This window comes from Nocardia sp. CY41 (genome assembly GCF_009829325.1).
Classification (GTDB): domain Bacteria; phylum Actinomycetota; class Actinomycetes; order Mycobacteriales; family Mycobacteriaceae; genus Nocardia.
Genome location: NZ_VUOS01000007.1, coordinates 323,074 through 335,129, shown reverse-complemented (window position 1 = coordinate 335,129; position 12,056 = coordinate 323,074). Strand labels below are relative to the sequence as shown.

The following is a 12,056-nucleotide window of genomic DNA, read 5'->3' as shown; positions in this document are numbered from 1 at the left end:
GTACGCGACGAAGGAGCAAGCGGCGGCCACCGCAAAGGAGCCTCCGAAACGGCGCGCTACGGGCCGCAAGGTTCATCTCCAACGCGCCCAGCTCACCGCAACCACGTCTTCCGAGCGAAGCGAGACCGAACATCCGCCGTTCGCGGCCCGGCTCGCGTTTGCGCGGCCGCCGCGTACGCGACGAAGGAGCAAGCGGCGGTCGCGCAAACGCGAGCCACAAAGGGGCCGCGAACACCCAGCGCCGCAGGCGCTGAAATCAAAAGGGCTCCGCGGCTGCCCGGCGCAGGACTTCCCGGGCGAGCGGCCCGTGCAGGGCGTCGATCGGCTTGCCGGGCAGGGTCTCGTCTTCGGTGAAGATCCACTCCAGGATCTCCGCGTCGGTGTACTTGGCGTCGCGCATCACCGTGATCAGGCCCGGCAGCGGCTTCACGACCGCGCCCGTGTCGTCGAAGAAGCGCTCGGGGACGCCCGCCACGCCGCCTCGGCGGACCGCGATCAACTGGTGATCGCGCAGCATCTGGTGCACCCGGGTCACCACCAGCCCGAGCCGCTCGGCCACCTCCGGCAGCGGCACCAGGGCCACCGACTGCGGAAGGACGTCGTCACTGCAGGGAAATGCACTCACCCGGACAACGGTAGACGGTCGGGCGCCGCACGTCGTGAGACACCCGGGATGGTGGGAGTCGATACCATCGTGGGGGCCGCACGGAGCGGCTGACTATGTGAAAGCCGGAGGACTTCTCTTGATCGGCCAGATGCTGGAAGGGCGCTATCGGATCGATGCGCCGATCGCCCGCGGCGGAATGTCGATGGTCTTCCGCGGGGTCGACACCCGCCTGGACCGGCCGGTCGCCATCAAGGTGATGGATCCGAAGTTCGCCGGCGACCCGCAGTTCCTCTCGCGGTTCGAGTTCGAGGCGCGCGCGGTCGCCAAACTCAAGCATCCTTCGCTGGTCGCGGTGTACGACCAGGGCGTCGACGGCGATCACCCCTTCCTGATCATGGAACTGGTCGAGGGCGGCACCCTGCGTGAGCTGCTGCGTGAACGCGGCCCGATGCCCCCGCACGCGGTACGCGCCGTCGCCGAGCCGGTCCTCGCGGCGATCGGCGTCGCCCACTCCGCGGGCCTGGTACACCGCGACATCAAACCGGAGAACGTGCTGATCTCGGACGCGGGCGAGGTCAAGATCGCCGACTTCGGCTTGGTGCGCGCGGTGGCGGCGGCGAACACCACGTCGGCGAGCGTCATTCTCGGCACCGCCGCCTACCTCTCTCCGGAGCAGGTCACCAGCGGCTCCGCCGACTCCCGCAGCGACGTCTACTCCTTCGGCCTGCTGATCTTCGAACTGCTCACCGGCCGGGTACCGTTCACCGGCGACACATCGATCTCGGTGGCGTATCAACGCATCGAGAACGACGTGCCCAGCCCGAGCGGCTTCATCTCCGGGGTGCCGCCGGAATTCGACGAACTGGTCGCCAAGGCCACCGCGCGTGAACCCGCGCACCGGTTCGCGGACGCGAACGAGATGGCCGCCGCGCTGCGGCAGATCGGCGCCGCGCTGCACCTGCCCCCGTATCGGGTGCCTGCGCCGCAGGAGTCCGCCGAGCATCTCAGTGCGAGCTACCGCGCCGTTGCGCCGGCTCCGGACGACCGGCCGGGCTTCGCCGGGGCGTCGGCCCATGAGCCGCGCGCACCGCAGCCGGTGCAGCACACCAGGGTGGTCACCGCGCAGCGGCCCCGCATCGATCACGGCCCGGAGGCTTACGACCCGCCGCAACCGGTGCGGCAGGCTCACCCCGCACCGCCGTACTCGCCCTACGCCGACGAACTCACCCGGTCCCGGCGCACCGTGTGGCTGTGGGTGGCCATCGTCGCGGTTCTCACGTTGCTGGTGGGCATCGGGGGCTGGTGGCTGGGTGTCGGCCGTTACTCGCCGGTGCCGCCGATCGCCGGTCTGGACACCGACAAAGCGGTCGCCACGTTGCAGAACGCCGGGTTCGAGACCGAGATCCGGCAGAAGGCGTCGGACACCATCCCGGTCGGCGGCGTGGTCGGCAGCGACCCGTCCGCCGGATCCAAGATCACCAAAGGGTCCACGGTCGCCGTCCTGGTCTCCAATGGCAAGCCCAAGGTGCCGGACGTCAAGCCCGGTGACCAGGTGTCGAAGGTCAACCAGTTCATCCGGGACAACGGCCTGCAACCGGTGGACGCCGGTGAAGAGGGCAGCACCGCGCCGAAGGGAACGGTCGCCAGGGTGGAGCCGAGGCCCGGCACCGTGCTGCCGCTCGGCGCGCAGGTGAAGGTCTACCGCAGCAAGGGATCCCAGCCGGTGAAGGTTCCCGACGTCCGCGGTAAGTCGACCGACGAGGCCACCAAGATCCTCAGCGACGCCGGCATCGCGATACGCGAGACCAAACCGCAGTTCGACCGCGCGATCGAGGCGGACAAGGCCATCGGCACGCAGCCGGGCGCGGGCGCCACCATCCAATCCGGCGACGGCGTCGTCCTGCTGATCTCCAACGCGTTGAAGATGCCGGACGTGCGCGGGTGGACCGTGGCCAACGCCCGCGCCAAACTGGAGAGCCTCGGTCTACAGGTCGAGGTGAAGCAGCTGGCCCGGGCGGACAGCTCGCTGGTGGTCTCGCAGACCCCGGCCATCGGTGTCAACCTCGAGGCGGGCGACACCGTCACCATCGTGGCCCTCCCCTAGCGGACCGGCCCGCGGATCGGCGACGACTACGCGGCCCGGATGCGGGGACTCAGCGCAGCATCTCAGCGACGAGGAACGCCAGTTCCAGCGACTGCTGGGTGTTCAGCCGGGGATCGCAGGCCGTCTCGTAGCGGCCGGACAGGTCCAGGTCGGAGATGTCCTGTGCGCCGCCGAGGCATTCGGTGACGTCCTCACCGGTGAGCTCGATGTGCATGCCGCCGGGGTGCGTGCCGAGCGCGTGGTGCACCTCGAAGAAGCCCTGCACCTCGTCGACGATCCGGTCGAAGTGGCGGGTCTTGAATCCGGTGGACGCCTCGTGGGTGTTGCCGTGCATCGGGTCGCACTGCCAGATCACCTGGTGACCGGTGGCCTGCACCTTCTCGATGATGGGCGGCAGCACGTCGCGGACCTTGCTGTGCCCCATGCGGGACACGATGGTCAGCCGTCCCGGCTCGTTGTTCGGATCGAGCCGCTCCACGTATTCCACGGCCTGTTCGGGCGTGGTGGACGGGCCGATCTTCAGGCCGATCGGGTTGGCGACCAACTCCGCGAACGCGATGTGCGCGCCGTCCAGCTGGCGGGTGCGCTCACCGATCCAGAGGAAGTGCGCCGACAGGTCGTAGAGCACCGGCTCGCCGATCGCGTTCTCGCTCAGCCGCAGCATGGCGCGCTCGTAGTCCAGAACGAGCGCCTCGTGGCTGGCGTAGATACGAGCCGCTTTCAGGCTCGGATCGTTGACCCGGCACGCGGTCATGAAAGCCAGGCCGCGGTCGATCTCCTCGGCCAGCGCCTCGTAGCGTGCACCGGCCGGCGACTTGGCCACGAAGTCGCGGTTCCAGTCGTGCACTTTGTGCAGGTCGGCCATGCTGGCGCCGGTGAGCGCACGGACCAGGTTCATCGCGGCGCTCGCGTTGGCGTAGGCGCGGACCAGGCGCGACGGGTCGTGCTCGCGCAGCGCCGCGTCGGCGGCCAGCGAGTTCACCATGTCGCCGCGGTAGGACTTGAGGCCGAGCGAATCGGTGTCCGAGGAGCGCGGCTTGGCGTACTGGCCCGCGATCCGCGCGACCTTCACCACCGGCAGGCTCGCACCATAGGTGAGCACGACCGCCATTTGCAGCAGCGTGCGGATGTTGCCGCGAATGTGCGGCTCGGTGTTGTCGGCGAAGGTCTCCGCGCAGTCGCCGCCCTGCATGAGGAACGCCTCGCCGCGGGCGACCTCGGCCAGCTGGGAGCGCAGCTCCTCCACTTCGGCGGGCACGCAGATCGGCGGCACGCTCTCCAACACCGTGCGCATTTTGGCCGCCTGCTCCGGATCCCAGGACGGCTGCTGCAGCGCAGGTCGCGCGAGCGCGTCGTCCAGCCGCCTGCGCAGCTCGGCGGGCAGCGGCGGCAGTTCCGGCAGGCGATCGATGGGTACGTCGACGGTCCAGTTCACGACTTCAGAATACGGACCGCACGCCCCGTGGGGATAGCCGGTGGTAGGGGTCGAGTCCGGCACCAAGGTGGCGAAAATCTCCACCGTATGGACCCTTGCGCGACGCTCGGCGCACGTCACCATAGGGTTGCCGGGGAACCCTTCACCTGCCGCGACGGCACCGGAAGTCGAGGAGAGACCGATCTCGCTGCGATATTTTTATGACTGCGAATTCATCGAGGACGGTGTGACCATCGATCTGGTCTCCATCGGCGTCGTCTGCGAGGACGGCCGGGAGTACTACGCGGTGTCCACCGAATTCGATGCCCGACGCGCCGGGCCCTGGGTGCGCAAATTCGTGCTGCCCCAGCTACCTTCGCCTTCCTCGCCGCTGTGGCGCAGCCGCGATCGGATCCGGGACGAGCTGTACGCGTTCCTGGTGCCGCGGCCGACGGTGCAACCGGAACTGTGGGCTTGGGTCTCCGCCTACGACCACGTCGCCCTGTGTCAGCTGTGGGGTTCCATGGTCGACCTGCCCAACGCGCTGCCGCGCTACACCAACGAGCTGCGCCAGCACTGGGAGGCGCACGGCCGCCCGGAACTCCCTCCGATCCCGCCGGACGCGCACGACGCGCTGGCCGACGCCCGGCACAATCTCGCCAAGTTCGAAGCCATCGAGGCCGCACGACGGGCCGCTCCCCGCCTGTGACACCCGCGGCATGACGCACGACGGCCCCGAGTCGGATCGACTCGGGGCCGTTCGCGTGACGGGCGTCAGTGGCCGTTCTTGCCGTTCGCCGCCTCTTGCACGCGCTGCAGCACCTTCAGCTGCTTGTGCTCTTCCGCGTGATCGATCTCGAAGTGCCGGTCGCTCTCCTCCTGCGGGTCGGGCCGCAGGAAGCTGCCGGTGCCGGGGCTGCCGGCCGAACCGAGCTGGTTCATCCGCTTCGGGACCGGTGCACCCTGGTACTCCAGCGGGATCGGGTGGCCGTGGTCGTCGACCGGGCCGAGCGGCTGGTGCACCTCGATGTACTCGCCGTGCGGCAGACGCTTGATCACGCCGGTCTCGATGCCGTGCTCGAGCACCGCGCGGTCGCTGCGCTGCAGCCCGAGGCAGAACCGGTAGGTGAGGTAGTACGCGACCGGCGGCGCGATCAGCAGGCCGATGCGGCCGATCCACGTGGTCGCGTTCAGCGAGATGTCGAACTTCAGCGCGATGATGTCGTTGACACACGACAGCGTCAGGACCAGGTAGAACGCGATGGCCATCGCGCCGATCGCGGTCCGGACCGGGACGTCGCGCGGACGCTGCAACAGGTTGTGGTGCGCGCTGGTGTCGCCGGTCAGCCGCTTCTCGATCCACGGGTAGGCGATCAGCACGGTGAACACCAGACCCATGATCAGCGCGACCCAGAACACCGCCGGGACCGTGTAGTTGCCGAGGTAGAGCTCCCACGGCGGCATCAACCGGGCCATGCCGTCGGTCCACATCATGTAGAAGTCCGGCTGCGAACCCGCCGACACCTGCGACGGGTTGTACGGTCCCAGGTTCCAGATCGGGTTGATCTGGAACACGCCGCCCATGATGCCCACGATGCCGAGGGTGAAGGCGAAGAACGCGCCCTGATCGGCGGCGAACACCGGCACGATCCGCGCGCCCACCACGTTGTTCTCGGTGCGGCCGGGGCCGGGGAACTGGGTGTGCTTCTGGTACCACACCAGCGCCACGTGCGCTGCGATCAGCGCCAGGATGATGCCGGGGAACAACAGCACGTGCGCGATGTAGAGCCGCGGGATGATGATGTCGCCGGGGAAGTCACCGCCGAAGATCAGCCAGTGCATCCAGGTGCCGATGATCGGGATGCTCATCGTGATACCGCCGAACGCGGCCCGCAGGCCGGTGCCGGAGAGCAGGTCGTCGGGCAGCGAGTACCCGAAGAACCCTTCGAACATCGCCAGGATCAGCAGCAGCGATCCGATCACCCAGTTCGCCTCACGCGGCTTGCGGAACGCGCCGGTGAAGAAGATGCGGAACAAGTGGATGATGATCGACGCCGCGAACAGCAGGGCCGCCCAGTGGTGGACCTGGCGGACGAACAGGCCGCCGCGCACCTCGAAGGTGATGTTGAGCGCCGTCTCGTACGCCCGCGACATGGTCACGCCGCGCAGCGGCTGGTAGGCGCCGTTGTAGACGACCTCGCTCATCGACGGATCGAAGAACAGGGTCAGGTAGACGCCCGACAGCAGCAGGATGATGAAGCTGTAGAGGGCGATCTCGCCGAGCAGGAACGACCAGTGTGTCGGGAAGACCTTGTTGATCGACCGCTTCATGAAGGCGGCGGCGCGGTAGCGCTCGTCCGCCTCGCTGGCTTGGGCTGCGACTGAAGGACTCATGAACGGCGCTCCCAGTAGGCCGGGCCGAGCGGCTCGATGAAGTCGCCGTTGGCGACCAGGAAGCCCTCAGCGTTGACGGTGATCGGCAGCTGCGGCAGCGCGCGAGCGGCGGGACCGAAGATCGGCTTGCCCCACTCCGTCGCGGAGAACTGCGACTGGTGGCAGGGGCACAGGATCCGGTTGGTCTGCTGCTCGAACAGCGAGGTCGGGCAGCCGAGGTGGGTGCAGATCTTCGAGTAGGCGAAGTAGTCGCCGTAGTTGAAGCTCTCCTGGCCCTTGCGCTTGATCGCCTTCTGCGCGTCTTCGGTGCGCAGGCGGATCAGCATGACCGCGTTGCGGATGCCGCGCAGCGACTGCAGGGTCGCGTGCTCGTCACCGCGCCACTTCTCCTTCCACGGGAACACCGTCTCCATGGCGCCCGCGTCCAGGTCCTCCGGGCGCACCAGCACCACGTCCTCCGGGCGACCGGTGTCGCGACGGATGTAGATGGTCTCGCCAGGGAAGTCCGGAGTCCAGCCGGAGACCCACAGCGGCGACTTGTCGCCCTTGGCCCACGGATTCTTGATCAAGCCGCCGACGAACACCAGCAGCGCGCCGACGCCGAGCACGCCGACGCCCGCGCCCGCGGTGCGGGTGATCATCTTGCGACGTCCCAGCGTGGAGGTATCCAGCGCGTCCTGCAGTTCGGCGACCAGGGTGCGTCGCTCGACCTCCGGCGACGGACCGTCGTGCCGCTCCTGGATGGACAGCTCGGCGGGGATGAACAGCTTGCGGATCAGCACCACCGCGACGCCGATGACCAGCACCGAGATGCCGAAGGTGAGGCCGACCAGCGGGGTGAACAGGGAGTAGAGCCCGTGGCCCTCCTCGTCCTTGCCCTTGAACTCCCACGGCCAGAACAGGAACACGCCGACCAGCGCCGCGGCCGCGATGCCGGACACGGCGAACCAGAAGGTCACCGCGCGCTCGGCGCGCTTCTCCGCCCGGGTGCCCGGGATCGGGAAGCGCTCGCGGCGGTAGGCGACGTCGACGCCGTCGCGCTCGGTACCGAGTTTGACCAGCTCGTCGCGCGACATCTTGTCGAGGTCCGCCTCGGTCGGCTCGGCCGGGTTGGCGTTCACCGACTGCTCCTTCGACAGATGCGCGTCGTGGCCTTCATCCGGCCGACCCATGTCGTCTCGCTCCTTCTCGCTATTGCTCATGACCGGGATCCGATCCACATCGCCGCGCCGACCACGAGCGTGATGCCGACCACCCAGATGGCCAGGGCCTCGGTCGCGGGGCCGAACCCGCCGAGATCCCAGCCGCCCGGGGCATGCTCCTCGGTCGCGTTCTTGACGTAGGCGATGATGTCGCGCTTTTCCTCCGGGCTCAGCTGGCGGTCGGAGAACTTCGGCATGTTCTGCGGGCCGGTGAGCATCGCGTCGTAGATCTGCTGCTCGCTGGCCGGTTCCAGCGGCGGCGCGAACTTACCGGAGGACAGCGCGCCGCCGCGTCCGGTGAAGTTGTGGCAGGACGCGCAGTTCATCCGGAACAGCTCCGAACCGCGGGCGATGTCGCCACCACGCAGCGACTCCTGGGCGATCTCGCCGTCGGCGTCGCGGATCACGGTCGGGCCGCCGCCGTTGGCCGCCACGTACGCGCCGAGCGCGTCGATCTGATGGGCGTCGAACTTCGGCGGCTTGCGCTCGGCCTGGGCCTCGTTGCGGGCCATCGGCATGCGGCCGGAGGAGACCTGGAAGTAGACCGCGGCCTCGCCGACGCCGATCAGGCTGGGACCGCGGTCGGCGACACCCTGCAGGTTCGCGCCGTGGCAGGTGATGCAGGACGTCTCGTAGAGCTGCTGACCCTCGCGGATGAGCGCGGACTGGTCCTCGTTCGCGGTGGCGCGCTGCGGGTCCGGCGTGAGGGCCGATGCCAGGAAGCCTGCTCCGACGAGGCCCACCAGCAGCGCAAGCCCGCCCGCGATGCGACGGCGAACGCGCCGCTGCCTGCGCGTCTTGCTGGCCTGGCCGTTCCCGGGGCTGGCGGGCTCTGGCGCTGACGGGGGAGATGAACTCATCTGTGTCCCTTTGGAGTAGACGGAACCGACTTCTGCGAAAGATCCTGGGTCGCACCGCGCGCGCTCGGCAGCGCGGCGTCCACGATCAGCGGACGAAGTAGATCGTGGCGAACAGCCCGATCCACACGATGTCGACGAAGTGCCAGTAGTAGGAGACGACGATCGCCGCGGTGGCCTGCGCCGGGGTGAACTTGCTGACCTTGGTGCGCACCAGCAGGAACACGAACGCGATCAGACCGCCGATGACGTGCAGACCGTGGAAACCGGTGGTGATGTAGAACACCGAACCGTAGGAGCTGCTGGCGATCGACGTGCCCTCGTGCACCAGGTTCATGTACTCGTAGCCCTGGCCGCCGACGAAGAACGCGCCCATCAGCAGCGTGACGACATACCAGCGGCGCAGGCCGAACACATCGCCCTTCTCCGCGGCGAACACGCCCATCTGACAGGTGAACGACGACGCGACCAGCACGGCCGTGACCGGCACGGCGAGCTTCAGGTTCAGTTCGGTCGGCTCCGGCGGCCAGTTACCGTGCGCCTGGGCGCGGGCGACGAAGTACATCGCGAACAGGCCGGCGAAGAACATCAGCTCGCTCGACAGCCAGATGATGGTACCGACGCTGACCATGTTGGGCCGGTTCAGCGAATGCACACGCTGGGTAATGGCCGATCCTGGGGTCCCTACTGCGGTCGTCACGGGGGTAAGTATGACTCGTCGTAGTACGACGGCCGTACCCGGGTACGAAACTGGTTCCTCCGTGTCGGAAACCCCAGGAAACGACAGGCTCTGGACCAGCGGGCGGCCTCGGGCGAGTGGTGTGCGCGACGCTGGAACGGGTCGCATGCGGACGAACGCCCGGCCAGCATGGCAGCCGAGGGTAAGGAGAAGCTGAGATGAAGGTTCGGGTTCCACTGTGGCGGCGGCTGTGGCGGCGGAACCGGGATATCGGCCTGGACCCGGACCGAGCCGATCTTGTCGTGGTCGCGTCCGGCTTCGACGACGCCGAGGCGTGTTCGGCCGCGTTGGCGCGCGCGACCGCGCTGACACCCGACGCGCCCGCGGTGCTGCGCCATCACCTGCGTATCCCGCCTCAGCACGTGCAGACCGTCTGCGCGATCGCCGCGCAGGACGGCTACTCCCCCGCGCCGCAGGTCGGCGGCCCGGGTACCGACGCGCTCGAAACGATCGTCCTCCAGCGCGTCCAGCTGCTCGACGCCCTGCACTGCTCCCAGGAGCGCTCCCGCATGGCGGGCCTGGCCCAGCGTCACGACGGCATCGCCGACGGCTGGGACGCCCTGCAACCGGGGCAGCGCCCCTGACAGCGACACCGAGCCGGCTTCCGGCCGACGTCACGGTCCGACCTCGCGGATTCCGAGCGAAGCGAGACCGGCCTCTTCGTCCACAGCGAAGACGACCGCAGCTCGCCGAATGCGCGCCCTGGGCCCGGGACTCGACTGCCGACGCGCTCAGCTCACCCCGGCCACGAGTTTCGAGCGAAGCGAGACCGAGCATGCGCGTTCGCGGCCCGGCTCGCGTCCGAGCGGCCGCCGCGTAGGCGACGAAGGAGCAAGCGGCGGTCGCTCGGACGCGAGCCACAAGAGGGCCGCGAACACCCAGCGCCGCAGGCGCTGGAAAGACCAACACAGCTAGGCTGCAGGCAATCAAACTGGTGCGGGAACCGGTGTCGACGGGAGAAGTGTGGAATGAGCGTGCGCAGCTGGCCCCAGGTGCTCGGAACCCTCGCCGACGGTGGCGACCTGGCCGCGGACGACACGGCGTGGGCGATGAACGAGATCATGTCCGACAACGCCACCCCCGCCCAGATCGCCGCGTTCGGCGTCGCCATGAAGATCAAGGGCCCCACGCCCGCCGAGCTGACCGGACTGGCCACGGGCATGCTCGAGCACGCCCGGCTGGTGCGGATCGACGGTGACGCGGTCGACATCGTCGGCACCGGCGGTGACCGCTCCGGGTCGGTGAACATCTCCACCATGTCCTCGATCGTGGTGGCCGCGGCCGGGGTTCCCGTGGTCAAGCACGGCAACCGGGCCGCGTCGTCCAAGAGCGGCGGCGCCGATGTGCTGGAAGCGCTGGGCGTCAAACTCGCACTCGGCCCCGAGAGTGTGGCGCGTTGTGTACGGGAGGCAGGCATCGGTTTCTGCTTCGCCGCCGTGTTCCATCCCGCCCTGCGGTACGCGGGTGCGGCACGCAGCCAGATCGGCATCCCGACCGTCTTCAACGTGCTGGGGCCGCTGACCAACCCCGCGCAGCCGCGCGCCGGGCTGGTCGGCTGCGCGTTCGCCGATCTGCTGCCGGTGATCGCGGGCGTGTTCGCCGAACGCGGCGCGAGCGCGCTGGTGGTGCGCGGCAACGACGGCCTCGATGAGATCACCACCTCCGACACCACCGAAGCCTGGATCGTCTCGGGCGGACGGACCCGCCGGGCCACCATCGACCCCACCCGCATCGGGATTCCCCGGGTCGAATTGGACGCGCTGCGCGGCGGCGACGCCGAGGTGAACGCGGGCGTGGCCCGCGACGTGTTCGCCGGTAACGGTGGCGCGGTCCGCGACGCGGTGCTGCTGAATTCGGCCGCCGCGATCGTGGCCTACGACTGGTCGCGCGGCGCGGGCGATCCGGACGCCGATCTGCACGCCGCGCTCGCCGCGGGCATCGAGCGCGCCGCCGCGGCGATCGACACGGGTGCTGCGACCGCGCTGCTGGAGCGCTGGGCGAAGCTGACGCAGACCCTCGGCGACAGCTGACGCCTGCCGCCGCGGCCGACACGCTGAGCTGTACGAGGGCCCTGGTGGAGCCGGGCCGGTAACGTCGGGCGAGCAATCCGGCGCATGCCGAGTTCGCCGGGCACCGCGCCGACCGGTTCGACCGACGAGGAGCACAGCCAATGCGACCCACTGTCCCGGCGCTACTCGCCGTCCCCGCCGTCGTGGGCATCATCGCCGCCCCGGCGGCGAACGCGGCCGACGGCGTCTTGTTCGCCGACGGCGTCGTCTACGAGAACCCGGCCGGCTGCCTCGAGGTCGGCGACGGGTCCGACGTGGAGATCCGCAACCGCACCGACGTCGTCGTCCACCTGCACGACGCGCCGGGATGCTCGGGCGACGTCGTGGCACTGGCGCCCGACGACGCCGCCTATTTCGCGGTGCGCAGTGTCCGGGTCGAGGACTGAGCGGGACTACTCGCCCAGCGAGAAACCGGCCTCCACTTCGGCGCGCGAGTACGACTTGAACGCGATGTGCGTCGTGGTGCGCTCGACGCCCGGTGTCTTGTCGATCCGGCCGGTCACCACCTCGGCGATCTGCTCGTGGTCGCGCACCCGCACGATCGCGATCAAGTCCACGTCACCGGCGCAGGAGTAGACCTCGGCGACGCCCTCGGTGTCCGCGACCGCCTGCGCGGTCTCGGGGATGCGGCCGTTGTCGGCGTGAATCAAGACGATCGCGGTAATCATGT

12 protein-coding genes are annotated in these 12,056 nt (G+C 69.0%); 5 read left to right on the top strand and 7 right to left on the bottom strand.

Going from position 1 to position 12,056, the window contains the following annotated elements; genetic code table 11:
• Positions 1-256: 256 nt before the first annotated feature.
• On the bottom strand, positions 257-625 hold the full coding sequence (locus GVY64_RS10720; protein ID WP_159840345.1) for an Rv2175c family DNA-binding protein: 369 nt from the start codon (positions 623-625) through the stop codon (positions 257-259).
• A gap of 118 nt (positions 626-743) precedes the next feature.
• Here GVY64_RS10720 and pknB point away from each other — a divergent pair, with 118 nt between their 5' ends.
• The gene (gene pknB / locus GVY64_RS10715; protein ID WP_201297965.1) at positions 744-2,711 is read left to right on the top strand and encodes a Stk1 family PASTA domain-containing Ser/Thr kinase; all 1,968 of its coding nucleotides are present in this window, start codon (positions 744-746) and stop codon (positions 2,709-2,711) included.
• 49 nt (positions 2,712-2,760) lie between these two features.
• On the opposite strand, the gene GVY64_RS10710 is transcribed toward pknB, so the two are convergent.
• Positions 2,761-4,146: a class II 3-deoxy-7-phosphoheptulonate synthase gene (locus GVY64_RS10710; protein ID WP_159840344.1), complete on the bottom strand. Its 1,386-nt coding sequence runs from the start codon at positions 4,144-4,146 to the stop codon at positions 2,761-2,763.
• 187 nt (positions 4,147-4,333) lie between these two features.
• On the opposite strand from GVY64_RS10710, the gene GVY64_RS10705 reads away from it, so the two are divergent.
• The gene (locus tag GVY64_RS10705) at positions 4,334-4,834 is read left to right on the top strand and encodes a polyadenylate-specific 3'-exoribonuclease AS (protein WP_067800586.1); all 501 of its coding nucleotides are present in this window, start codon (positions 4,334-4,336) and stop codon (positions 4,832-4,834) included.
• Positions 4,835-4,899: 65 nt separating this feature from the next.
• Here GVY64_RS10705 and qcrB read toward each other — a convergent pair whose 3' ends face one another.
• From qcrB to ctaE, 4 genes are all read right to left on the bottom strand, one after another.
• The gene (gene qcrB, locus GVY64_RS10700) at positions 4,900-6,519 is read right to left on the bottom strand and encodes a cytochrome bc1 complex cytochrome b subunit (RefSeq protein ID WP_159840343.1); all 1,620 of its coding nucleotides are present in this window, start codon (positions 6,517-6,519) and stop codon (positions 4,900-4,902) included.
• Entirely contained in the window at positions 6,516-7,691 is a 1,176-nt protein-coding gene (gene qcrA / locus GVY64_RS10695; RefSeq protein ID WP_159840372.1) for a cytochrome bc1 complex Rieske iron-sulfur subunit, read from the bottom strand. The genes qcrB and qcrA overlap by 4 nt, the downstream gene beginning before the upstream one ends.
• 26 nt (positions 7,692-7,717) lie before the next feature.
• On the bottom strand, positions 7,718-8,581 hold the full coding sequence (gene qcrC, locus GVY64_RS10690; protein WP_159840342.1) for a cytochrome bc1 complex diheme cytochrome c subunit: 864 nt from the start codon (positions 8,579-8,581) through the stop codon (positions 7,718-7,720).
• Between the two features lie 85 nt (positions 8,582-8,666).
• Positions 8,667-9,278: an aa3-type cytochrome oxidase subunit III gene (ctaE, locus tag GVY64_RS10685; RefSeq protein ID WP_159840341.1), complete on the bottom strand. Its 612-nt coding sequence runs from the start codon at positions 9,276-9,278 to the stop codon at positions 8,667-8,669.
• Between the two features lie 197 nt (positions 9,279-9,475).
• On the opposite strand from ctaE, the gene GVY64_RS10680 reads away from it, so the two are divergent.
• The 3 genes from GVY64_RS10680 (at position 9,476) to GVY64_RS10670 (ending at position 11,772) form a co-directional block, all read left to right on the top strand.
• On the top strand, positions 9,476-9,901 hold the full coding sequence (locus GVY64_RS10680) for a hypothetical protein (RefSeq protein WP_159840340.1): 426 nt from the start codon (positions 9,476-9,478) through the stop codon (positions 9,899-9,901).
• Positions 9,902-10,285: 384 nt separating this feature from the next.
• Entirely contained in the window at positions 10,286-11,347 is a 1,062-nt protein-coding gene (gene trpD / locus GVY64_RS10675; RefSeq protein ID WP_159840339.1) for an anthranilate phosphoribosyltransferase, read from the top strand.
• A gap of 140 nt (positions 11,348-11,487) precedes the next feature.
• Entirely contained in the window at positions 11,488-11,772 is a 285-nt protein-coding gene (locus tag GVY64_RS10670; RefSeq protein ID WP_159840338.1) for a hypothetical protein, read from the top strand.
• Between the two features lie 6 nt (positions 11,773-11,778).
• Here GVY64_RS10670 and GVY64_RS10665 read toward each other — a convergent pair whose 3' ends face one another.
• The gene (locus GVY64_RS10665; RefSeq protein WP_063020259.1) at positions 11,779-12,054 is read right to left on the bottom strand and encodes an Lrp/AsnC family transcriptional regulator; all 276 of its coding nucleotides are present in this window, start codon (positions 12,052-12,054) and stop codon (positions 11,779-11,781) included.
• Positions 12,055-12,056 lie beyond the last annotated feature (2 nt).